Consider the following 23,136-nt stretch of genomic DNA (forward strand, 5'->3'; position numbering starts at 1 on the left):
CTTGCTGTGATCGCCCATCTTATCGGATGAAGAGTGCGACGGAGATTCGAAAGGTGCTTCCATGACCTACATCATCTTTGCGTTTGCTGCCCTCTTCGAGATCGCTGGCTGCTTTGCCTTCTGGGCATGGCTGAAGCTCGAAAAACCCGTCTGGTGGCTGGCACCGGGCATGGTCTCTCTGGCACTTTTTGCCTGGGCTGTGACGCTGGTGCCGAGTGAGGCTGCCGGTCGTACCTTCGCGGCTTATGGCGGCATTTATATCCTCGCCTCGCTGCTCTGGCTGTGGCTGGTCGAGAGCCGCGTGCCTGATCGTTACGATATCGGCGGCGCGCTGATCTGCCTTGCCGGCGCCAGCCTCATCCTCTTCGCACCGAGAGGCTGAGGCGTCTTGACCGGATACGAGCCGGGTGTAAAGACAGGCCGATGTGTGGACGTTTCGCCCTGACAAGCTCCAGCGCCGACCTGAGCGACTTCTTCTCCGGTCTCGATCTCGACGATTTTCCGGCGCGCTACAACATCGCGCCGACGCAACCGATCCTCGTCGTCATATCCGGCGAGGGCAGGGAGCAGGGCAGCAACTTGGCCGACCGGCGCGCCGTGCTCGTGCGCTGGGGCCTCACGCCCGGCTGGGTCAAGGATCCGAGAGATTTTCCGCTGCTGATCAACGCGCGCTCCGAAACCGCGATTGGCAAGGCCTCCTTCCGCGCCGCCATGCGTCATCGCCGCGTGCTCATTCCAGCCTCCGGTTTCTATGAATGGCATCGCCCGCCGAAGGAAAGCGGCGAGCGGCCGCAGGCCTACTGGATCAGGCCGCGCCAGGGTGGGGTCATCGCCTTTGCCGGGCTGATGGAGACATGGTCTTCGGCCGACGGCTCCGAGGTCGATACCGGCGCGATCCTGACGACATCGGCCAATTCAGCCATATCGGCGATCCACGTTCGCATGCCTGTCGTCATCAAGCCTGAGGATTTCTCGCGCTGGCTCGATTGCAAGACGCAGGAACCGCGCGAGGTGGTCGACCTGATGCAGCCCGTTCAGGACGATTTCTTCCAGGCTGTCCCGGTCTCCGACAAGGTCAACAAGGTTGCCAATATGGGGCCTGACCTGCAAGAGCCGGTCGTCATCGAAAAGCCGCTGAAGGCGCCCGAGAAGCAAAAGCCTTACGACGGCCAGCTCAGCTTCTTCTGAACACTATCCGCCGCACCAGCAAGCCCGTCGGCGACCTATCGGCGCCGACATCTCACATAAGCGACGGCGATGCGTCGCTTCGTCCATCAGGTTTTTCGGGTTGTGCTGATGTCGCCAGAGCGTTGTCAGGAGATTTCCGGCAATTGCCTCGTCATTCACTTCGTCAGCGGTGCCTAACGCATGCAACCCGAAAGCACGCATGATTCCAATTTGAAGCCTCTTGCCTCAAGCGGATTTCTTGACGCTGGTCGGCCTATGCTTCGCCATCAGCGATGCTGCGGCAACAGCCTTCAGGCCGACGGGGCGATAGTTTGCGGCGAGGTCTGGCTTGGCCGCCTGCTGTTCGCTGGTCTTGTTCGAAGTCACGATACTCTCCTTGCGTGGTTCTTCCCTGGGTGTTTTATGGTTTGATGTTTCGTCACGAATAGCGACAAAATGGGGGCGTCGCTTATCAGGATTTGTAAACGCGCACCATAATTCGCGAGGCTTAACTGAAGCCTACGTTGGTTAAAACTTACTGAAGAGAGTAGTTCCAATAAAAGTGCGAAAGCGGTTTTCTGGGGAAAAGCGCGGAACAGTTTTCACCCGGATAAGCGCACGGTTTCTCCGGGAAAACGCATGCTTTTCCCGGGGATCCGTCAGAACGAAGGGAGAGAAGCATTTCCGTAATTTGGAGAAATCCGGAAATGCTCGGTGATCAGATGTGCCGGCCGATATCGTCGTCGCCGATGCCCGGCTCCTCGATCGTCAGCGTTCCGTATTTCCGCTGCCATTTCCGCGCGCCGAAGGGAAGCGATAGGAGGTAGGCGGCAACGGTGAAGACCATCACCTCCCAGGTGTAGCTCATTAGCAGAGCCACATAGAGCACGACGCCAAGCATCATCGGCAGCACGAGATCGCGCCGCAAGCGGTTGCCTTCCGATTTGCCTGACCAGACCGGCAGCCGGCTGATCAGCAGGAAGGCGATGAGCACGGTGTAGATCGACGAGAGATAGGCGAAGGTGCGGTCCGTCGCCAGCCCGAGGAAGCCGAGATAGACCGGCAGCAGCACCAGCATGGCGCCGGCCGGCGCCGGCACGCCGACGAAATATTCCGATTGCCAGCTCGCCTTGTTTTCGCGTTCGGCCATGACGTTGAAACGGGCAAGGCGAAGCCCGGCGGCGATCGCATAGATCAGGGCGGCGATCCAGCCGAGCGAGCGCGCCTGGTCGAGCGCGAAGACATAAACGACGAGGGCGGGTGCGACGCCGAAATTGACGATGTCGGCAAGCGAATCCATCTGCGCGCCGAATTTGGAAGTCGCCTTCATCAGCCGCGCCACGCGCCCGTCAATACCGTCGAGGAAGGCGGCGAGCAGCACCATGGAGACGGCGAGTTCGTAACGATTCTCGAAAGCCAGCCGGATGCCGGTCAGCCCGGCGCAGATCGCCAGAATGGTGATGAGGTTCGGAAAGACGAGCCGGAGCGGGATTTCGCGCAGACGTGGGCCGCGGGCGGAATCATCCGGCCCATTGGGCTCGAAAGGCGGAAAAGGCGTTTCCATATCGCGTTCCAATCGTTCCTAAAGCAATTCCAGCAAAACTGCGCAGCGTTCACTTCCGTGAAAGCTGAACCGCTCTAGCTGCGGCGGCTGATGACGGGACCCTTGGCGGAGGCGAATTCGGCAATGACGGTTTCTCCCGCAACCGCCGTCTGGCCGAGCGAGACGCGTGGCGCAGCACCGGCGGGCAGGAATACGTCGAGCCGCGAGCCGAAACGGATCAGCCCGAAGCGCTCGCCGGCATCCACCGGCTCGTTGGGGTTTGCCCAGCAGAGGATGCGCCGCGCCACGAGGCCGGCGATTTGCACGACGCCGATCTGGCCGTGGTGGGTTTCGATCACCAGTCCATTGCGCTCATTGTCCTCGCTCGCCTTGTCGAGTTCGGCGTTGACGAAGCTGCCGGAGCGGTAGTTGATGCTGACGATGCGCCCGCGCATCGGCGCCCGGTTCACGTGGCAATTGAAGACGTTCATAAAGACCGAGATGCGCAGCATCGGCTCGGAGCCGAGATTGAGCTCTGCCGGAGGGGTCACCATCTGGATCGCCGAGACCTTGCCGTCGGCGGGAGAGATCACCAGATCGTCGTCCTGCGGGGTCACGCGCTCGGGATCGCGGAAAAAATAGGCGCACCAGAGCGTGAAGATCATGCCGATCCAGAAGAGCGGCTTGAAGATCCAGCCCAAGACAAGCGACGCGACGAAGAAGGCGGCAACGAAGGGATAACCCTCCTTGTGCACGGGGACGATCGTGTTGCGAACCGTGTTGAACAGGCTCATGGCTGCCGGTCTCCTTGCGTTTCCATTTTTGCTGGTTAGCGAAAAACCGTCTCCGGGGCAATGCTGCGGCCTCGGCCCTGGTTCCCACGCCGGGGTTCTGAACAACAAAAGCCGGCCGGCGTCGGTCTCCCGGCTCAGCTTGCCGGAGCAAGCCGCGTTATCACGCCGAGGTCGTCGCTTTCGCGCACCTGCTTCAGATGTTCCTCCGCCTGTGTCGCCTCGCGCTGGCGGTTCCACATCGAGGCATAGAGGCCGTTCCTTTCGAGGAGGGCGGCATGGGTTCCGCGCTCGGCGATCTCGCCGCTTTTGAGCACGATGATTTCATCGGCGCTGATGACAGTCGAAAGCCGGTGGGCGATAACAAGCGTCGTGCGGTTCTTCGAAACCAGGTCGAGTGCTTCCTGGATTTCTCGTTCCGTCGTCGTGTCGAGCGCCGACGTCGCCTCGTCGAGGATCAGGATCGGCGGCGCCTTGAGGATGGTGCGGGCGATCGCCACCCGCTGCTTCTCGCCGCCCGAAAGCTTCAGCCCGCGCTCGCCGACCTTGGTTTCGAAACCCTCGGGCAGCGTTTCGATGAAATGCGCGATCTGCGCCACCTCGGCAGCGGCAAAGACTTCGCCGTCGCTGGCCGATGTGCGGCCGTAGCGGATGTTGTAGGCGACCGTGTCGTTGAAGAGCACGGTATCCTGCGGCACCATGCCGATCACCGAGCGCAGGCTCTTCTGCGTCACCGTGCGGATATCCTGACCGTCGACGCTGATTGCGCCGCTCTGGATATCGTAGAAACGATACAGCAGGCGCGACAGCGTCGATTTGCCCGCACCCGACGGACCGACGACGGCGACCGTCTTGCCGGCCGGCACCTCGAAGGAAATGCCCTTCAGGATCGGACGGGCCGCATCATAGGCGAAGTGTACGTCCTTGAAGGAGATCGCGCCCTGGCCGATCCGAAGTTCGGTCGCATCGGGCGCGTCTTTGACTTCGGTCTGCACTTCAAGCAAATCGAACATCTGCTCGATGTCGGTCAGCCCCTGGCGGATTTCGCGATAGACGAAGCCGATGAAATTGAGCGGTACGGAAAGCTGCAGCAGCATCGAATTGACGAAGACGAAATCGCCGACCGTCTGCTCACCGCGCTGCACGGCCAACGCCGACAGCACCAGCATGATGGTCGTGCCGATGCCGAAGATGACGCCTTGGCCGAAATTCAGCCAGCCGAGCGAGGTCCAGACATCGGTCGCCGCCTTCTCGTAGCGTTCCATCGATTTGTCGAAACGCTTTGCCTCCATCTCCTCATTGCCGAAATATTTGACGGTCTCGAAATTGAGGAGGGAGTCGATCGCCTTGGTGTTGGCGTCGGTATCGCTGTCGTTCATCGACCGGCGGATGGCGATGCGCCAGTCGGATGCGCGGATCGTGAACCAGATATAGGCCCAGACGGTAAAGGCGGTAACGGCGAGATAGGAGAAGCCGTAGCCCCACCAGAAGATCACTGCCGTCAGCAGGAATTCGATGACGGTCGGGACGGAGTTGAGGATCGTGAAGCGCACGATCGTCTCGATACCCTTGGTGCCGCGCTCGATGATGCGGGAGAGACCGCCGGTCTTGCGCTCCAGATGGAAGCGCAGCGACAGTTCGTGCATGTGCACGAAGGTCCTGTAGGCGAGCTGGCGCACTGCATGTTGTCCGACGCTGGCAAAGAGCGCGTCGCGCAGCTGGTTGAGGCCGAGCTGGATCAGCCGGGTGATGTTATAGGCGATGACAAGCGCGATGGCGCCGGCCAGCAGCGGCGGCACGGAGCCGGCAAGATCCATCCTGCCGTTCAGCGCATCGGTCGACCATTTGAAGAAATAGGGGACGAGCAGCAGGACGAACTTGGAGATCAGCAGAAAGACCGAAGCCCAGACGACGCGCATCTTGAGGTCTGGCCGGCCGGCCGGCCACATATAGGGCCAGAGGTTGAGAAGCGTCTGCGGCAGGTTGGAATCCGAGACTGTCTTGCCGTTTGCCATGATTGTCTCCAGCCCGGATGGGCTTGCCGCGATTCGATGCCGGCAAGAGCGCGAACCGGGACGTGCCTGAAAGCGCTTCCCACAACCCGCAGCCGCCACCGCCAGATAGGGTGCCGGGCGGACGAATACAACAATTGCTGGGGTAAGGAAACGACGAGGCCGGGCGCTTATCCCGCCCGGTCTTGCCGTGTTGTTTTGCAGCTTAGAGATGCTGGCCGGACATGCGCTTGCGGTGCAGCTCTTCGGCATTCGGCAGTACATCCTTCGGCAGGCCGAAAATCTGGCCAGGGCGGATGCGATCGGGATTGATGATCTTGTCCTCGTTGGCGATGTAGATTGTCGTGTAGCGAACGCCGAGACCATAGGTGCGGCGCGAGATCTGCCACAGCGTGTCGCCGCGGCGAATGATAACCGCTGCGTTGTTTGCCGTCAGCGGCGCCTGTTCGATCGTCTTCGGCTGGTTGCTTCCGACATCGTTTGCGGACGGCGCTGCCGGCGCGGGTGCCACGGCGAGTTCGGCGATCATCGCGCCGAGCCTGTCGAGTGCGCTGCCCACGGATTTCGCATCCTTCGGCAGGCCCTGCAGCAGTTTCAGCGCGTTGCCGGCGATCTGAGAGGCGGAGCCTGACGTCTGCTTGAAGACATCAGGCGCATCGGCCGCAGGGCGGAAATCGGCGACGGAGCGCAGAGCGAATTCCGTTGCCGAGCGCGCCGCGGCGAGCTGCTCGGCGCCTGGCAGCTTGCCATCGGCAAACAGGCCCTTCAGCAGGCCGAAGGCCTTGCCGACTTCGGCTTTGAGTTTGTCGAGCTCGCCTTCGTCGAGCGGCACCATCGAGGGAGCGCTGTTCGTGTCGGCGGGTACCGATTGTGCGGCGACCCTCACCTGGTCGCCGGCTGGGCGATTGAAATTCACCGCCGCGCGCACGATCACTTTGCCTGCGGGATCAACGACATCGACGCGGATCTTGTGGTCGCCGACCGAGAGCGCCACCACGCCGTCGATGACGAAGTGGCCGTCGGAGCCGGCGGTATCCTGGCCGACGAGGCTGTCGTCGGCATAACCGATAACCTTGGCGTTGGGGCGCGTCGTGCCGGCAATAAAGATCTTGTTGCCCTCGATTTCGACGGCATTGACCATCACATCGGGCACATTCGCCTTATCCGATGGCGTAGCTGCGCCGGCGGAGGAGGTGTCGGTGAGGTTCGGCGCCTGCAGCGCCAGCTCGCCGGTTGGTGCAACTGTTGCGGTAGGCGCAGCCGAGCTTTCGCCCGTTGCCGGCTTGTCCGCAGGCGGGGCCATCGGATTGGAGGCATCGGCAACTTCGGTTCCGGCCTTCGGCGCGGTGATGATGCGGCTCGCCGCACCGGGTTTGGAGACCATGGCGAGCAGATTGGCGCCATTGCCGTCCTTCGGCACGGAAATGGTCGCGACTTCTTCGGAAAGCGTGCTCTTGCCGTCCTTGCCCGTGAACTTGAGCACGAGCTGGTGGTCGCCGGCCGGAAGCGGATCGTCGAGGACGGCAGCAAAATCGCCGCTCGCATCGACATTGGCCGTCGTCACCACCTTCTCGCCGTCGAGCACCTCGAGCTTGCCGTTCGGTTCGGCGGAGCCGGCGATCACCGTCGAGCCGTCGGGCTCGACGCGCAATACGTCGAAGGCCGGAAGTTTCGGGCCGGTATTCTCCGCTGCCGTGTTCGCCGCAGGGGCGGTCTCCGGCGCACCGGTCAGAGCAGCCTCTGCCTTGGCGATCGCGGCAAGCGCATCGGCAATGTTCTCAGGCAGCGATTGGACGATGGCGAGCGCCTTCGCGCCGCCGTCCTTGGCCTTGGCGGCAAGGGTCTGGGTCGCGGGATCGAGGCCCTCGGGAATAGTGAAGCCGGCAAGTGCGGTCAGCGCGTTGACGGCCTTGGTCTTGGCGGCAGTGAAAACATCGATGGCCGGGCCTTTGCCGTCCGCAAGCAGCGCCTTGAGCTCGCTGAGCGATACGCCGGCATCGGCCGAAAGGCGACCGACCTGATCGGCGACCGCAGCCGCATCGCCCACAGCGGAGCGCGATGTCTTTGACGCCTCGTTAACCGTGTTCTTGAGCTCCGTGCTCGCCTGGTTGATGGCGTCGCCGACCTTGGTTGCATCGCCGCCGATACGCGGCATGACGACAAACACCATCAGTAGGATTGCGATTGCGAGGACTGCAAGAGCCAGCAAGCCGGCACGGTTCTTCATCATTATGTCTCCCAGAGCGGCAATTTGCCGTAATACCCAAAATTGCTAGCGATTCCCGTTGCTTTCCACAAGCATTCAAAGCAATTAGGCAAGCTAGGCACGCTGCTTTTCAGTCAATTTTCTTGACTGCATTGAAATGGAATAGTTGTTTTGCCCTCATGACCGAACAATCTGTATCGATTCGATCCATCTGCGTTTACTGCGGCTCCAGGCCGGGACGCGATCCTTCCCACATGGCGGCCGGGCGTGCTCTCGGAAGAGAGATCGCCGAATACGGCCTGCGCCTCGTCTATGGCGGGGGTACCAAAGGCATCATGGGCGCGGTTGCCAGCGGCGTGCTTTCAGGCGGCGGTCAGGTCACGGGCATCATTCCCGAATTCCTGATCGATATGGAAGCGACTCGCCACTCGCTCGGTCAGCTGAACGAACTCATTGTAACCCCTGACATGCATGCGCGCAAACACACCATGTTCGAGCGCTCCGATGCCTTCGTCGCGCTGCCCGGCGGCATCGGTACGCTGGAGGAGATCGTCGAGATCATGACTTGGGCGCAGCTCGGCCGCCACGAGAAGCCGATGGTCTTCGCCAACGTCAACGGTTTCTGGGATCCGATGATGGAACTGATGCGCCATATGACCGAAGAAGGCTTCCTGCACACCGCCCACCGGGTGCAGCCACTCGTCGTCGACGAGATCTCCGGCATCATTCCGGCGATCATGGCCCAGGCAGCCCAGCTCGCCGCCGATCGTGACGGCGAGGACGAGGTGATTTCGAAGATGTAGGGATGCAATGCATGTCGCCCAAAAGTGTCCAGCGGTTTTGGGACAAAGACATGCATAAAACAAAGACCTAAAGCGCGTCGCATGAATCCGATTCGACGTGGCGCGCTTTAGCGCCCTCAGCGCCCGCGGCTTCCCTTCAGCATCGACCAGCTATAGAGGAACAGCCCCGCCCAGATCAGCGGGAAGGCGATCATGCGCGCCGTGCCGAATGGCTCGTGGAAGACGAAGACCGCGATCAGGAAGATCATCGTCGGCGCGATATACTGCATGATGCCGATCGTCGAGAGTTTCAAGAGCTTGGCGCCGTTCGCATAGATCATCAGCGGCACGGCGGTGATGACGCCGCACCCGAGCAGCAGGATCGTGTCGGCAAGACCGGTGCGGTAGAGGTGGCCCTGGCCGCTGCCGAATTCGAGATAGAGAATGTAGAGGAGGGCCGGCCCGCTGAGGATCAGCACTTCGAGGAAGAAGCCCTGGTTCGGCCCGAGCGGCAGCGTCTTGCGCAACAGGGCGTAGAACCCCCAGCTGATCGCCAGCGTCAGCGCCACCCACGGGATGCCGCCGCTGTCCAGCGCGAGAATGGCGACGGCAAGCGCCGCAAGCGCGATCGCCGCGATCTGCAGCGGCTGCAGCTTTTCCTTGAGGAACACCGCGCCAAGAAAGATGCTGAACAGCGGATTGATGAAATAGCCGAGTGCTGCGTCGAGCGAATGGCCGGCGCCGATCGCCCAGACATAGGTGCCCCAGTTGACGGTGATCAGCGACGCCGTCAGCGCCGCCATCGCCAGCATGCGCGGCGAGCCGAGCGCCGTTCGGATGTCCTGTGTGCGTCCGAGCACGATCAGCACGATGCCCGCCAGCGGCAGCGACCAGACGATGCGATGCGCGATCACCTCGGCCGGCGAAATATGCGCCACCGCCTTCATGTAGATCGGCAGGAAGCCCCAGAGCAGATAGGCTGTCAGCGCGAAGGCGAACCCGCGCGGACTGTCTTCGTTCTTGGCCAACGGAACGGATGCATCGGTCGACATCGGTGTTTCCATCTTTGTTCTTCTTCTGATCCGGCCTAGCTTAAGCGCCGTGAATAGGCCAATTCATTTCGTTGAATGAAGGGTGAGAGGATTTGAACCGGGAGACGAAGCGATGGACGAGAAGATATCCGATGCTCTCGGCTGGAAGACGAAGCCCGAAGGAAGCGAATGGTATTCGGCCGAGGGCTGGGGTCTCGTCGCCGAGCCGGCGGAATAGGTCTATTCCGCCGCGATCTTGCCCGCCAGCTGCCGGTTCTTCATCAGCTTGTAAATGACGGAATCCATCAAAGCCTGGAACGAAGCGTCGATGATGTTCTCGGAGACGCCGACCGTCCACCAGCGCACGCCGTCGCTGTCGGTGGATTCGATCAATACGCGGGTGATCGCCTCCGTGCCGCCATTGAGGATACGCACCTTGAAATCGGCGAGCACCAGATCGTCGATTTCGTGCTGGTACTTGCCGAAATCCTTGCGCAGCGCGAGGTCAAGCGCGTTGACCGGGCCTTCGGCATCGGCAACCGACATCAGCGTCTGGCCGTCGATGGTGATCTTGACCACCGCCTCCGAGACGATCTTCACGCGGCCAAGACTGTCGAAGCGGCGCTCGATCATCACGCGGAAGCCTTCGATGGTGAAGAATTCCGGGATCGTGCCGAGCGTGCGGCGCGCCAGCAGCTCGAAGCTCGCATCCGCGCCCTCATAGGCATAGCCGATGGATTCACGTTCCTTGACGATGGAGATCAGCAGGTCGAGCTTCGGATCGTCCTTGGCGACCGCGATGCCGCGCCGTTTCAGCGCATTGATGAAGTTCGCCTTGCCGCCTTGGTCAGAGACCATGACCTTGCGGAAGTTGCCGACGGTTTCCGGCGGCACATGTTCATAGGTCCGCGGGTCCTTGAGCAGGGCCGATGCATGGATGCCGGCCTTGGTGGCAAAGGCGGAAGCGCCGACATAGGGCATCTGGTGGTCGGGCGAGCGGTTGAGCAGCTCGTCGAAGGCATGCGAGAGCCGAGTGAGGTTGAGCAGCCGCTCCTCATCGATCGCCGTTTCGAAACGTGTGTTGTAGGCGCTCTTCAGCGCCAGAGTCGGGATCAGCGTCACCAGATTGGCATTGCCGCAGCGTTCGCCGATGCCGTTCAGCGTGCCCTGGATCTGCCGGACGCCGGCTTCGACCGCGGCAAGCGAATTGGCAACCGCCTGTCCGGTGTCGTTATGCGCATGGATGCCAAGACAGTGGCCGGGAACGCCGGCGGCGATCACCGCCTCGACAATCGCCCGCACCTCCGGCGGCTGCGTGCCGCCATTGGTGTCGCAGAGCACGACCCAGCGGGCGCCGCTGTCATAGGCCGTCTTGGCGCAGGCGAGCGCATAGGCCGGATTGGCCTTGAAGCCGTCGAAGAAATGCTCGCAATCGACGATCGCCTCCTTGGCCGCGCCAACCGCCGCCTTGACGCTTTCGGCGATGCATTCGAGGTTTTCCTCGTTGGTGCAGCCGAGCGCCACCGCGACATGATAATCCCAGCTCTTGGCGACGAAACAGATGGCATCGGATTTTGCCTGTAGCAGCCCGGCAATGCCGGGATCGTTGGAGACCGAAACGCCTGCTCGCTTCGTCATGCCGAAGGCGACGAAACTGGCCTGGCTGGTGCGCTTCTCGCTGAAGAAGGCGGTATCCGTCGGATTGGCGCCGGGATATCCGCCCTCGACGTAGTCGAGGCCGAATTCGTCCAGCATGGCGGCGATCGCAATCTTGTCCTCGACGGAAAAATCGATACCGGGCGTCTGCTGCCCGTCCCGGAGCGTCGTGTCGAAGAGGTAGATGCGTTCTTTCATGTCGTTTCCTCCCGCCAGGCGGGTTGTTATGGAGTGCGGATGCTGCCCCTCATCCGGCTGCCGCCACCTTCTCTCCGTTATGACGGGGGAAGGGATATGCCGCACCGTATTGCGGGGCACGTCCCCTCTCCCCGCGGGCGGGGAGAGGGTTAGGGTGAGGGGCTGCCCCCCAATGCTAACGATCAGTCTTGCTTCCCGGCAAACCTATCCGTCGCCCGGATCAGCCGATCGAGAATCCCCGGCTCCGAATAGGCATGGCCCGCGCCCTCGATCAGGTGGAATTCCGCCTTCGGCCAGGCCTTGTGCAGCAGCCAGGCATATTTGGCCGGGCAGGGCATGTCGTAGCGGCCATGCACGATCACGCCGGGAATATCCCTGAGCCTGCCCGCATCGCGGATCAGCTGTCCCTCGTCCATCCAGCCGGCATGGACGAAGAAATGGTTCTCGATGCGCGCAAATGCATAGGCGAATTCCGGCTCTTCGAACTTGAAGCTCGTCGAAGGTTCCGGCAGCAGCGTGATCGTTTCGCCTTCCCAGATGCTCCAGGCCTGCGCCGCCGCGAGGCGGACGTTCCTGTCCTCATGCGTCAGACGGCGATGATAGGCATGCATCATCTCATGCCGCTCTTCCGGCGGAATGGGCGCGATGAACCGCTCCCACTTGTCCGGGAACATTTCCGAGACGCCGAATTGGTAGTACCAGTCGAGCTCGGCCTTGGTCAGCGTATAGATGCCGCGCAGGATGAGCTCGGAGACATGCTCTGGATGCGTCTCGGCATAGGCGAGCGCCAGCGTCGAGCCCCAGGAGCCGCCGAACACCTGCCAGCTGTCGACGCCTGCCATCTCGCGCAGCCGCTCGATATCGGCAACGAGGTGCCAGGTCGTGTTGGCATGGAGTTCCGCATGCGGCGTCGACCTGCCGCAACCGCGCTGGTCGAACAGCATGACGTCGTAGAGAGCAGGATCGAAGAGCCGGCGATGGGCAGGCGAGATGCCGCCGCCCGGGCCGCCATGCAGGAAGACGGCGGGCTTGGCGCCAGGCGTACCCGAGCGCTCCCAATAGATCACATGGCCGTCGCCGACATCGAGATGGCCGGAAGCATAAGGTTCGATTTCGGGATAGAGCGTGCGCAGTATCTCGGTCATATCTTCACGCCTTTCGCGGGCCAGACTTCTGTGTCGTGATCGGGATGCTGGAAGGAGATGATCGCCTCCTGTCGTGAGTAGAAATCCTGATCCTTCAGCACCGGCGCCTCGAAGATTTCCTCGACCCAGGGCAGGCGGGCCTCGTAGTTCACCTGGATCAGCGGTGCGAGGTCGCTGCGGTCGTCGAAGGTGCCGATCGCAAGCTCCAGCCCGCCCGGATGACGATAGGTCATCGGCGTGCCGCAATTGCTGCAGAACCCGCGTTCGATATTGACCGAGGACTGGAAGTAGCTCGGCTCGCCGCGCGTCCATTCCATCCCTTCCTCAGGCGTGGTGACGAGCGCGGAGAAGAAACCGCCGAACTGTTTCTGGCACATGCGGCAATGGCAGATCGAGGGACGTCCCAGTCTGCCTGAAATGCGGAAGCGCACGGCGCCGCACTGGCATCCGCCTGTCTTTGTCGTGTCCGTCATGAGCTTTCTCCGAGGGGCCAGCTTTTCGTGTCGTGGTCGGGGTGCTGATGGTTGCTTGCCGCGATCGCGTTCTCGCGGTCCGGCGTTTCAGGCTGTGGTTCAAGCGGCAGGCCGTCGAGCGTGTGAAACCAGGACATCTTGCGGCCGGTGTTCGATTGCATCACCGGCTTGACCGCATCGGGATCATCAAGCGAGCCGAGCGTGAGGTTGATGAAATCAGTCTCCGGAATGTCGTAGAACAGCGGCGTACCGCAATCGCCGCAGAAGCCGCGCCGCACCAGATCCGAGGACTGAAACCATTTCGGTGCGCCGCGCGTCAGGGTAAAATCGCTGCGCATCACGGCGGCAAGCGGCATGAAATAATTGCCGGCCGCCTTCTGGCACATGCGGCAATGGCAAAGATGGGGATAGCCGAGTTCGCCTTTGGCATGATAGCGCACCGCGCCGCACTGGCACCCGCCGCTTCTGTCCGCTTCCGCCGTCATCTGAGCTCCTTCATTGGCCATGCCTGCGTCTCATGATCGGGATGCTGGTGGGAGACGAGCTCGAGCAGGAAGGGGGCAGCCTGCGCATCCTCCTCCGTCCGGTGCCCCGGCAATTCGTGCAGATGATCGACGAAACCGATCTTGCCTTCGATGCCGAATTGGATCACCGGCGGAAATGCCGAAGGATCGTCTAAGGCGCCGGCGGCAATCGCCATTCCATCCGGCGCTTCATAGGTGAGCGGCGTGCCGCAGTCGCCGCAAAAGCCGCGCTCGACAAAGTTGGAAGAGCGGAATTTTTTCCGCTCTCCACGTGTCCATTCGAAATCGGCGCCGCGCACTGAGACCAGCGGCGCATAATAAGCACCGAACGCCTTCTGGCACATACGGCAATGACAGATCGACGAATCCTTGATGTCGCCGCTGACGCGGAAACGGATCGCTCCGCATTGGCAACCGCCGGTATTGGTCGTCATCTCTTGACCTCCCACGTCGTCACGCGCTCGCCCGTCATCGGTTCCTTGCCGTCCTTCAACTGGATGCCCTTCGCCGTCAGCTCGTCACGGATCTTGTCAGCCTCGGTGAAGTTCTTCGCTTTCAACATTTCGAGACGCATCGCGACCAGCGCATCGACCGCCGATGCGACGGCTTCGTCGATTTCCATCTTTTTCGGCAGCAGGCCCAGAAGGTCGGCCGTTGCGGCAAAGACGGCACGGGCTGTGGGATCCGCATGGGCAGCCTGCGCCAGCGCATGTAATGCCTGCACTGCCGCGACCGTATTGAGGTCGTCGGAAAGCGCATTGAGCACGCTTTCATCGGGCGCCGCATCGCCGGCTTCGGCCGCCGGCCATTTGGCGAGCAGACGTTCGGCTTCTTCCAGTCGCTTGATCGAAAAATCGATCGGCTCGCGGTAATGCGTCATCAGCATGGCAAGGCGCAGCACCTGGCCCGGCCATTTGCGGCCGCCGAAGATCTCCGTGTGCAGCAGCTCATGGATAGTGACGAAATTGCCTTCGGATTTCGACATCTTGCGGCCTTCGACCTGCAGGAAGCCGTTATGCATCCAGACATTCGCCATCACCTCGGTGCCGTGGGCGCAGCGCGACTGGGCGATCTCGTTTTCATGATGCGGGAAGATCAGGTCCAGCCCGCCGCCATGAATGTCGAAGACATCGCCGAGATAACGCTTGCTCATCGCGGAGCATTCGATGTGCCAGCCGGGCCGGCCGCGGCCCCATGGGCTCTCCCAGCCGGGCTCGTTGTGGCTCGACAGCTTCCAGAGCACGAAATCACCCGGGTTCTTCTTGTGCGCGTCGACCGCGATGCGGGCGCCGGCCTGCTGTTCGTCGAGCGGGCGCTTCGAAAGCTGACCGTAATCCGCCATGGATTTGGTGTCGAACAGCACTTCGCCCGATGCGACATAGGCATGACCGTTGCCGATCAGCTTCTCGATGATCTCGGTCATCTCAACGATATTGTCGGTGGCGCGCGGCTCGAAGTCCGGCTCCAGGCAGCCGAGGTCGGCGACATCGGCGTGAAATTGGGTCTCGGTCTTTTCCGTGACGGCGCGGATCGCGTCGTTGAGCGGCAGGCCCGGATGGTCCCGAAGCGCCCGCGCATTGATCTTGTCGTCGACGTCGGTGATGTTGCGGGCATAAGTGACGTGGTCTTCGCCATAGACATGGCGCAGCAGCCGGAACAGCACGTCGAAGACGATGACCGGCCGGGCATTGCCGATATGAGCGAAGTCATAGACGGTCGGGCCGCAGACATACATGCGGACATTGTTGGGATCGATCGGCGAAAAGACCGATTTTTCCCGTGTCAGCGTGTTGTACAGCTTCAGTTCCGGCGTCGCGTCCATTTCACTCTCCCAAATGCACGATCAGAAAAATATCGCGACCGGCGGACCGGGGCGTTTCGCATCTTGACTATTTGGGAGACGAAAACGGCCGGGCCAGCGCTCGCGCTAGCGAATAATCTTCCGGCAGATAATGCAGATAACCGTTTTCATGGCGGGTTTTATGGCCCGGTTCGCGCTTCCGGTCAAGGGGGCGAAGAGCGATCCAGCGGCAACAGGATCCATCCATCCGATGAATCGATCGCAGCCGCGACATCTGGTGAAACCAGTTGGCGCGCCCTTGAAATTCGCCCGCCATTTTCGCGGCGCAAATCTCGCATAGCCGGTTGAGAAGCTGTTGTTAATAGGGAGGAAGGGATGCGGAGACCGGCTCGATCGACGATCGGAGCGACCGCAATGCTGGTGGTCGCATTCGCTGCATATTTCGCATACGATTTCGGAATGCTTCGCTTCAACAATCCTTCCTTAAGCAGCTATCCGATCCAAGGCATCGATGTCAGCCATCACCAAGGTGATATCGATTGGAATGTGGTTGCCTCGCAGGCGAATGTCCGCTTCGCCTTCATGAAGGCGACCGAAGGTGGAGATCATCGGGATTCCAAATTCGCCGACAACTGGCAGCGCGCCGGAGATGCTGGATTGGTCAGGGGCGCTTATCATTTCTTCACCTTCTGCCGACCGGGCAAGGATCAGGCGCAGAACGTCCTGGCGACCGTGCCGAAGGAACAGGGAACTCTGCCCATCGCCATCGATCTGGAGTTTGTCGGCAATTGTAACAAAATCCCGACGCTCGAGGAAATGGCTGCCGAGGTGAACGCCTTCTTCACCGAGCTGAAGGGCACTTTTCCGGAGAAGCCTATTTTCTACGTGACGCAGGAGTTCTTCGATCAATATCTGAAAGGCAATGAATCGCGCTTTCCCGACCACTATCTGTGGCTGCGTAGTGTATTCAGGGAACCGAGGCAGGAAGAGTGCAGTCGTTGGTCAATCTGGCAATTTGCCGACAACGGCACCTTGGACGGCATCCAGGGACCGGTTGACCTCAATGCGCTTTGCCCGTCGGAAGCGGGCCTGGCGCATCTGTTCCCGGCAGTTGCAGCGAACTGAGACGTCTACAGCGCCACGCGTCTTTTCGAGAGCCGCAAAGGACGCTGTGGCACTTTGAATTGCTGCATAATTTTATCCTTAAATCGATTCCGATTTAAGGAATTATGCAGGAGCTTATTCCGGCAACCGGTAATCGACGAGCTTGTTCTCCCGCACGATGAACAGCTTACCCGTCTCGGTCACTCCAGGCCCCAGCAACGGCAGGATCGCCTTTGCGACCTCGGAGGGATGCGGCAGAGTCTGCGGATCTTCGCCCGGCACCGCCTGCGCCCGCATCGCCGTGCGTGTCGCCCCCGGATCGACGCTGGTGACCCGCAGCGGTGTGCTTTGACTTTCGCCGGCCCATGTGCGTGCCAGCGCCTCGACCGCAGCCTTGGAAGCGGAATAGGCGCCCCAGAAGGGGCGGCACTTGTGGGCAGCACCCGAAGAGATGATCACCGCGCGGCCGGCATCCGAGCGGGCCAACAACGGGTCGACCGAACGGATCAGCCGCCATGTCGCGGTGACGTTGATGGTCATCACCTTCTCGAACACTTTCGCTTCGATATGGCCGATCGGCGAAATGACGCCGAGCACGCCGGCATTGGCGACGAGGATGTCGAGCTTGCCCCAGCGCTCGAAGATCGAGCCGCCGAGCGCATCGATCGCATTCATGTCGGCAAGGTCGAAGGGCACGAGCGTCGCCGTGCCGCCGATGGCCTTGATCGCATCGTCGAGGTCCTCGAGTCCGCCGACTGTGCGTGCGCAGGCAATCACATGGGCGCCGGCTTTCGCAAGTTCCAGCGCTGTGAAATAGCCGATGCCGCGCGACGCACCGGTGACGAGCGCGATCTTGCCCTCAAGATTGATATTCATGATGTCGTGTTCCCTCACGAAGGGAGAGGGGTGCGATGAACCCCTCGGGATGGACAATGGAAAAACCGGCGCGCTGTGTCAGCCGTTGCTGGCAAGCATCGAAATCTTGTTGCCCATAGACTCGCCGTTCTTGTCGAGCAGGCGGGTCGGATAGTCGCCGGTAAAATAGTGGTCGGTGAACTGCGGCCGGGCCGGATTGCGGTCTTCACCGCCAACAGCGCGATAGAGGCCGTCGATCGACAGGAAGGCGAGTGAATCCGCGCCGATATATTTGGCCATGGCTTTGACATCGGCATATTGGTTTGCCAGCAGCTTGTCTGCGTCAGGCGTGTCGATGCCGTAGAAATCCGGGAAGAAGATCATCGGGCTTGCGACGCGGACATGGACTTCGCGCGCGCCGGCTTCACGGATCATCTGGACGATCTTGAGAGAAGTCGTGCCGCGCACGATGGAATCGTCAACCAGCACCACGCGCTTGCCTTCGATCATTGCCCGGTTGGCGGAATGCTTCAGCTTTACGCCGAAGGCGCGGATCTGCTGCGTCGGCTCGATGAAGGTGCGCCCGACATAATGGTTGCGGATGATGCCGTATTCGAAGGGAATGCCGCTCTGCTGAGCATAGCCGAGCGCCGCAGGTGTGCCGCCATCCGGCACCGGCACGATCACGTCGGCATCGACGGGCGATTCCTTGGCAAGGTTCATGCCCATGCTCTTGCGCGTCGTATAGACGTTGCGGCCGCCGACAACCGAGTCCGGGCGGGCGAAGTAGACATATTCGAACAGGCAGAGGCGCTCCGGCTGCGGCTTGCTGGGCTTACGCGCATCGATGCTGATCGAGCCGTCAGGCTGGATTTCGCAGATGACGACTTCGCCGTTCTCCACGTCGCGGATGAACTTGGCGCCGATAATGTCGAGCGCACAGGTCTCCGAGCAGAAGATCGGCTTGCCGTCGAGTTCGCCCATGACCAGCGGGCGGATGCCGGTCGGGTCGCGCGCGGCAATCAACTTGGTGCGCGTCATGGCGAGCATCGAATAGCCGCCTTCCATCTGACGAATGGCGTCGATGAAGCGGTCTGACGTGGAAGCATGGCGGGAACGGGCGATGAGGTGGAGGACGACTTCGGTATCGGACGTCGACTGACAGATGGCGCCGGTCGCGATGATCTGGCGGCGCAGCGTCAGGCCGTTGGTGAAATTGCCGTTATGGGCAATGGCGATGCCGCCTTCTTCCAGTTCGGCAAAGAGCGGCTGTACGTTGCGCATGGCCACTTCGCCGGTTGTCGAGTAGCGGGTATGACCGATCGTAATGCTGCCGGGCAGGCGGGCAAGCGTCATCGGATTGGTATAGTGGTCACCGACGAGGCCCATGTGGCGCTCTTGATAAAAGCGCTTGCCGTCGAAGGAGACGATGCCGGCCGCTTCCTGCCCGCGGTGCTGCAAGGCATGCAGGCCTAGAGCCGTCAGCGCGGCGGCATCGGGATGTCCCAGAATTCCGAAAACCCCGCATTCTTCATGCAGCGTATCTCCGTCGAGCGGATCGTCGGTCGGGAAGGAATGGGACTGGTTCATTTCTGCGGGCCTCTGCTCTCACAAGAATGGATCGGCATTTCCAGAAATAGCTGAGCCCGGCGGAGCTGGAATGCTCGGCCGGACCCTCATTTCATGTTCCGCTCAAATGGCAATTGCCGGAAGGCGGGTCAAGCTCTTGAACACTGTGTCAATTCGCCGGCTGCTGTGCGCCGTCTGCTGGCGCGGTCGGTGCGTCTTCTGCCGGAGCCTGGTCGCCCGTCGGCGGAGTGGTACCTCCAGCGCCCTGTGCCGGCGGCTGCAGCTTATCACGGATGCTTTCCGGTATCATCTGGGCAAATTGCTCCGGCAGAACCGATTTCAGCTTCACCACCATCGAATCCAGGAAAGGTTTCGACTTCGCTTCGTTGACCCAGGCCGGACGGTGGTCGACATCGACGAGCCAATTCCAGAAGGCGACGGCGACGACCAGGAGCAGCACACCGCGCGCCGCCCCGAACAGGAAGCCGAGCGTGCGGTCGAGCGCGCCGACGCGGCTGTCGATGATGAAGTCGGCGATCTTCATCGTAATGAAGGAGATGACGATGAGCGCGATCAGGAAGACGACCGCTGCCGAACCGACGATCGCGATACGGTCGTCATCGGTATATTTCTTCGCATAGGGCAGCAGGTACGGATAGAGGTAATAGGCGGCGGCAGCCGAACCACCCCAGCTCGCGATCGAAAGGATCTCGCGTGAAAACCCGCGGACCATCGCCAACACGGCGGAGAAGAGCACGACGCCGATGACAATACCGTCGAAAATCGTAATGGGCATGTAAATTCAACTCCAGGACTGCCGCTTGGCGGCCGTGTCGTGCCTTATCGTGTGCTCCTATATCATCACCATTCCTGGCAATGAAAGGATCAAACGTCGTCTTCCACACGCAGCGCGCCCTTCGATCCGGCGATGCGCGCGACCAGATCCGGCAGGCTTCCGACTTCGCTCCAGCGCCCGCCGGAGCCCTTCGGCAGTTCGGCGGAGGCGGATGGAAGCAGTGCTGCAGAAAAACCCAGCTTCTCGGCTTCCTTGAGGCGCTGGGCGGTGTGCGCAACCGGCCGGATGGCGCCCGACAGGCTGACTTCGCCGAAATAGACGCAATCGGCGGGAAGGGCAATACCGGCAAGCGAGGAAACGAGCGCCGAGGCGACGGCAAGATCGGCCGCCGGTTCGGAGATGCGGTAACCGCCGGCGACATTGAGATAGACGTCGTGCTGGCCGAGCCTGACGCCGCAATGGGCCTCAAGAACTGCGAGGATCATAGAGAGCCGTGCCGAATCCCAGCCGACCACGGCGCGCCGCGGCGTGCCGAGCGAGGTCGGCGCCACCAGCGCCTGCACCTCGACGAGAATGGGACGCGTGCCCTCCATGCCGGCGAAGACGGCAGCACCCGGCGATTTTTCGTTGCGCTCGCCGAGGAAGAGTTCCGAGGGGTTGGCGACTTCGCGTAAGCCTTTGTCTGACATTTCGAAGACGCCGATCTCGTCGGTCGGGCCGAAGCGGTTCTTGACCGTGCGCAGGATGCGGTAGTGATGGCCGCGATCGCCTTCGAAATAGAGCACGGCATCGACCATGTGCTCGACGACGCGTGGCCCGGCGATCTGCCCGTCCTTAGTCACGTGGCCGACGAGCACCATGGCGGCCCCCGTCTGCTTGGCGAAACGGATCATTGCCTGCACCCCGGTGCGCACCTGCGTCACCGTTCCCGGCGCCGATTCGGCAAGTTCGCTCCATAGCGTCTGGATGGAATCGATGATGACGAGGTCCGGCCGCTTGCCCTCGGCGAGCGTCGCCAGAATGTCCTCGACATTGGTTTCGGCCGCCAGCATCACGTCGGTATCGGCCGCCGCAAGGCGTTGCGCTCGCAGCCGGACCTGCGCCACGGCTTCTTCGCCGGAGACGTAGATGATCTTGTGGCCGCGCCGCGCAAGGGCGGCTGCTGCCTGCATCAACAGCGTCGATTTGCCGATGCCGGGATCGCCGCCGATCAGCACCGCCGAACCGCGCACGAAGCCGCCGCCGAGCGCCCGGTCGAGCTCCGACATGGCGGTATGGATGCGCGGTGCCTCCTCGATCTCGCCCGACAGCGCCGTCAGCGCCACCGGGCGGCCCTTCTTCGGCGTCTTGCCGGGACCGGAGCCGATCCCGCCCATCGGGTCTTCCTCGACGATGGTGTTCCACTCGCCGCAGTTCTCGCATTTGCCGGCCCAGCGGTTATGAACCGTGCCGCAACTCTGGCAGATGAATTGTGTTCTGGCCTTCGCCATCTAGTACTCTTTCAGTCCGGGTTTCCAAGTGAAGCAGACGCGCCGCCTCATCGAATCAATATCGTGCTTGAGATAATGGCTGTCGCGACGGATCAAAACTAATGATTTCCCCATCAGCGCGCCCGTGCCTATCCTTTGCTCCTAGTCATCCGGGAATGGTGAAAGATGTTCGATTATTCGCTCACACACTGGCTTGCATTTCTGTCGGCGGCGGTTCTGCTCAATCTCTCGCCCGGTCCCGACATCGCCTTCATCCTCGGCCACACGATGAGAAGCGGAAAGCGCGCCGGTTTTTCCGCGCTGTTCGGCGTCTGGTCCGGCGCCTGCCTGCATGTGCTGATGGCGGCACTCGGCCTCTCGGCCATACTTGCCGCTTCCGCCGTCGCCTTCTCGACAGTCAAATGGATCGGCGCCGCCTATCTCGTCTGGCTCGGCATTCAGGCTTTGCGCTCCGGTGGCGGCGGTGGCCTGACAAAGGCCGTCGGTGAAAGATTGCCGGTGGCAAGGATCTACCGGCAGGGAATCCTGGTGTCGCTGCTCAATCCGAAAGTGGCGATATTCTTCCTGGCCTTCCTGCCGCAATTCGTGGTCGAAGGGGCAGGGCCGGCATGGGCCCAGCTCCTGCTGCATGGCGGGCTCATCATCGTCGTGGCGGCCTTCATCGAACCGCCGCTCGTCCTTCTCGGAGGGCGCCTTGCTGACGCGATCAGGCATAATCAAAAAATCGGACTCTGGCTCGATCGCGGCCTCGGGGCGCTTTTCCTGGCGCTCGGTGTCCGTCTCGCCCTCAGCAGCCGCTGAATAGGAAGGCTATTCCTCGGCCACGTAGCGCCGCTCGTGGCGGAGCCCCATGCTGGTCAGGATCTCGTATCCGATCGTGCCGCATGCCCGCGCCACATCGTCCACCGGCATGTTCTTCCCGAACAGCTCGACATAATCCCCGGCGCGCACGGCGTTGTCAGGCAGGTCGGTGATATCGAAGATCGTCAGGTCCATGGTGATCCGGCCGGCAACCGGCACCTTGTGTCCGGCGATGAAGCCTTGCCCGCCCTGCGGCACCACCTGGCGCAGTGGCACGCCGCCGCTCGACTGGCCGCGCATGTAGCCGTCGGCATAGCCGGCCGAGGCGATCGCCAGCCGGCTTTCGCGGCGAAGCTGCAGCGCCCGCCCATAGCTGACGGTCTCGCCGGCTTCGACGTTGCGCACCTGGATGATGCGCGCTTCCGCCGTCGCGACTGGCCGCATCGGGTTCGCCATGCCGCTGACCGCTTCGCCGCCATAGAGCGCGATGCCGGGGCGGGTCAGGTCGAAGTGATAATCCTCACCGAGAAAGATGCCGGCCGAGGCGGCAAGACTTGAATCGATGCCTTCATAGGCGGCGCTAACCCTTTGGAATGATTCGAGCTGCTGCCGGTTCATCGCATGGGTGGGATCGTCGGCACAGGCGAGGTGGCTCATGATAAGCACGGGCGCGAAGCTCGCCGGCCGCGAGACGTCGTCGGCGAGCGTGATCGCATCGTCGATATGCAGTCCGAGCCGGTTGAAGCCGGTATCGACATGCAGCGCGCAGGGGTAGTCGCCGTAATCGGCAAGCACCGCCATCCAGAAGGCGAGCTGTTCGTCGGAAGAAATCACCGGCACCAGATCGTTTTCGAAGAAGCGTCGCTCGGTGCCCGGCCAGATGCCGGAAAGCACGAAGATGCGCGCCTCGGGCGCATAGAGGCGAAGTGTTACGCCCTCGTCGACGGTCGCGACGAAGAAGTCGCGGGCGCCGGCCATGTAGAGCGCTTCGCCGGCATCCTCGATGCCCATGCCGTAAGCATCCGCCTTGACGACCGCCGAGGCGCGCGCCGCACCGGAGCGGCGCGCCATGTCGCGCCAGTTCTCCGTCAGAGCGGTCAGGTCGACGGTCAGCCGCAGGCCTGCCGAGGCAAAGTTGTCGTCTTCGGGGGCGTCGAAAAATTCGCTCATGATCCGCATCGAAAAGAGGCCG

At 61.8% G+C, this 23,136-nt stretch carries 22 protein-coding genes; 5 read left to right on the forward strand and 17 right to left on the reverse strand.

Going from position 1 to position 23,136, the window contains the following annotated elements:
* Positions 1-61 precede the first annotated feature (61 nt).
* Together C3Y91_RS20090 and C3Y91_RS20095 are read left to right on the forward strand one after the other, a co-directional pair.
* A complete protein-coding gene (locus tag C3Y91_RS20090; protein WP_024321225.1) occupies positions 62-382 on the forward strand; it encodes a YnfA family protein in 321 nt (106 codons plus the stop codon).
* 41 nt (positions 383-423) lie between these two features.
* Positions 424-1,188, forward strand: coding sequence for an SOS response-associated peptidase (locus C3Y91_RS20095; protein WP_024321224.1), 765 nt, complete (start codon positions 424-426; stop codon positions 1,186-1,188).
* A 225-nt stretch (positions 1,189-1,413) separates the two neighbouring features.
* On the opposite strand, the gene C3Y91_RS20100 is transcribed toward C3Y91_RS20095, so the two are convergent.
* The 5 genes from C3Y91_RS20100 to C3Y91_RS20120 form a co-directional block, all read right to left on the reverse strand.
* Entirely contained in the window at positions 1,414-1,554 is a 141-nt protein-coding gene (locus C3Y91_RS20100) for a hypothetical protein (RefSeq protein ID WP_165418989.1), read from the reverse strand.
* 331 nt (positions 1,555-1,885) lie between these two features.
* Positions 1,886-2,731 carry a CDP-diacylglycerol--serine O-phosphatidyltransferase gene (gene pssA / locus C3Y91_RS20105; protein ID WP_024321223.1) on the reverse strand — a complete coding sequence of 282 codons (846 nt, stop codon included), beginning with the start codon at positions 2,729-2,731 and terminating at the stop codon, positions 1,886-1,888.
* Between the two features lie 74 nt (positions 2,732-2,805).
* The gene (locus C3Y91_RS20110; RefSeq protein ID WP_018484440.1) at positions 2,806-3,504 is read right to left on the reverse strand and encodes a phosphatidylserine decarboxylase; all 699 of its coding nucleotides are present in this window, start codon (positions 3,502-3,504) and stop codon (positions 2,806-2,808) included.
* A 134-nt stretch (positions 3,505-3,638) separates the two neighbouring features.
* The gene (locus tag C3Y91_RS20115) at positions 3,639-5,516 is read right to left on the reverse strand and encodes an ABCB family ABC transporter ATP-binding protein/permease (RefSeq protein WP_018070581.1); all 1,878 of its coding nucleotides are present in this window, start codon (positions 5,514-5,516) and stop codon (positions 3,639-3,641) included.
* A gap of 202 nt (positions 5,517-5,718) precedes the next feature.
* Positions 5,719-7,743: a LysM peptidoglycan-binding domain-containing protein gene (locus tag C3Y91_RS20120; RefSeq protein WP_024321222.1), complete on the reverse strand. Its 2,025-nt coding sequence runs from the start codon at positions 7,741-7,743 to the stop codon at positions 5,719-5,721.
* 155 nt (positions 7,744-7,898) lie between these two features.
* Here C3Y91_RS20120 and C3Y91_RS20125 point away from each other — a divergent pair, with 155 nt between their 5' ends.
* The gene (locus tag C3Y91_RS20125) at positions 7,899-8,522 is read left to right on the forward strand and encodes an LOG family protein (RefSeq protein ID WP_003558142.1); all 624 of its coding nucleotides are present in this window, start codon (positions 7,899-7,901) and stop codon (positions 8,520-8,522) included.
* 116 nt (positions 8,523-8,638) lie between these two features.
* Here the strand turns inward: C3Y91_RS20125 and rarD are convergent, their stop codons facing one another.
* The 7 genes from rarD to cysS all read right to left on the reverse strand — a co-directional run bounded on the left by rarD (position 8,639) and on the right by cysS (position 15,350).
* Positions 8,639-9,553 (reverse strand): EamA family transporter RarD, encoded by a 915-nt coding sequence (rarD, locus tag C3Y91_RS20130; protein ID WP_027689730.1) that lies wholly within the window; start codon positions 9,551-9,553, stop codon positions 8,639-8,641.
* A 219-nt stretch (positions 9,554-9,772) separates the two neighbouring features.
* Positions 9,773-11,386 carry a citramalate synthase gene (gene cimA, locus C3Y91_RS20135; protein ID WP_075224240.1) on the reverse strand — a complete coding sequence of 538 codons (1,614 nt, stop codon included), beginning with the start codon at positions 11,384-11,386 and terminating at the stop codon, positions 9,773-9,775.
* Positions 11,387-11,568: 182 nt separating this feature from the next.
* Entirely contained in the window at positions 11,569-12,531 is a 963-nt protein-coding gene (gene pip / locus C3Y91_RS20140) for a prolyl aminopeptidase (protein WP_018070576.1), read from the reverse strand.
* Positions 12,528-13,004 (reverse strand): GFA family protein, encoded by a 477-nt coding sequence (locus tag C3Y91_RS20145; RefSeq protein ID WP_018070575.1) that lies wholly within the window; start codon positions 13,002-13,004, stop codon positions 12,528-12,530. The genes pip and C3Y91_RS20145 overlap by 4 nt, the downstream gene beginning before the upstream one ends.
* Entirely contained in the window at positions 13,001-13,489 is a 489-nt protein-coding gene (locus C3Y91_RS20150) for a GFA family protein (protein WP_130664372.1), read from the reverse strand. The genes C3Y91_RS20145 and C3Y91_RS20150 overlap by 4 nt, the downstream gene beginning before the upstream one ends.
* Positions 13,486-13,962 carry a GFA family protein gene (locus C3Y91_RS20155; RefSeq protein ID WP_075224238.1) on the reverse strand — a complete coding sequence of 159 codons (477 nt, stop codon included), beginning with the start codon at positions 13,960-13,962 and terminating at the stop codon, positions 13,486-13,488. Before C3Y91_RS20155 ends, C3Y91_RS20150 begins: the two co-directional genes overlap by 4 nt.
* Positions 13,959-15,350 carry a cysteine--tRNA ligase gene (cysS, locus tag C3Y91_RS20160; RefSeq protein ID WP_075224237.1) on the reverse strand — a complete coding sequence of 464 codons (1,392 nt, stop codon included), beginning with the start codon at positions 15,348-15,350 and terminating at the stop codon, positions 13,959-13,961. The genes C3Y91_RS20155 and cysS overlap by 4 nt, the downstream gene beginning before the upstream one ends.
* 354 nt (positions 15,351-15,704) lie before the next feature.
* Between cysS and C3Y91_RS20165 the strand changes: the two genes are divergently transcribed.
* Positions 15,705-16,454 carry a glycoside hydrolase family 25 protein gene (locus C3Y91_RS20165; protein ID WP_018070570.1) on the forward strand — a complete coding sequence of 250 codons (750 nt, stop codon included), beginning with the start codon at positions 15,705-15,707 and terminating at the stop codon, positions 16,452-16,454.
* A 114-nt stretch (positions 16,455-16,568) separates the two neighbouring features.
* On the opposite strand, the gene C3Y91_RS20170 is transcribed toward C3Y91_RS20165, so the two are convergent.
* The 4 genes from C3Y91_RS20170 to radA all read right to left on the reverse strand — a co-directional run bounded on the left by C3Y91_RS20170 (position 16,569) and on the right by radA (position 21,143).
* Positions 16,569-17,309: an SDR family NAD(P)-dependent oxidoreductase gene (locus tag C3Y91_RS20170; RefSeq protein WP_011651235.1), complete on the reverse strand. Its 741-nt coding sequence runs from the start codon at positions 17,307-17,309 to the stop codon at positions 16,569-16,571.
* A 78-nt stretch (positions 17,310-17,387) separates the two neighbouring features.
* Positions 17,388-18,878, reverse strand: a complete 1,491-nt coding sequence (purF, locus tag C3Y91_RS20175; RefSeq protein WP_018070568.1) for an amidophosphoribosyltransferase — start codon at positions 18,876-18,878, stop codon at positions 17,388-17,390.
* 148 nt (positions 18,879-19,026) lie between these two features.
* On the reverse strand, positions 19,027-19,653 hold the full coding sequence (locus C3Y91_RS20180) for a CvpA family protein (protein ID WP_011651236.1): 627 nt from the start codon (positions 19,651-19,653) through the stop codon (positions 19,027-19,029).
* 89 nt (positions 19,654-19,742) lie between these two features.
* Positions 19,743-21,143, reverse strand: a complete 1,401-nt coding sequence (gene radA, locus C3Y91_RS20185) for a DNA repair protein RadA (RefSeq protein ID WP_012756823.1) — start codon at positions 21,141-21,143, stop codon at positions 19,743-19,745.
* Between the two features lie 165 nt (positions 21,144-21,308).
* On the opposite strand from radA, the gene C3Y91_RS20190 reads away from it, so the two are divergent.
* Positions 21,309-21,944, forward strand: a complete 636-nt coding sequence (locus C3Y91_RS20190; RefSeq protein ID WP_130655114.1) for a LysE family translocator — start codon at positions 21,309-21,311, stop codon at positions 21,942-21,944.
* 9 nt (positions 21,945-21,953) lie between these two features.
* Here C3Y91_RS20190 and alr read toward each other — a convergent pair whose 3' ends face one another.
* Positions 21,954-23,123, reverse strand: coding sequence for an alanine racemase (gene alr, locus C3Y91_RS20195; RefSeq protein WP_174827086.1), 1,170 nt, complete (start codon positions 23,121-23,123; stop codon positions 21,954-21,956).
* Between the last annotated feature and the right edge of the window lie 13 nt (positions 23,124-23,136).

It is taken from the genome of Rhizobium ruizarguesonis (genome assembly GCF_012349115.1).
Classification (GTDB): Bacteria; Pseudomonadota; Alphaproteobacteria; order Rhizobiales; family Rhizobiaceae; genus Rhizobium; species Rhizobium ruizarguesonis.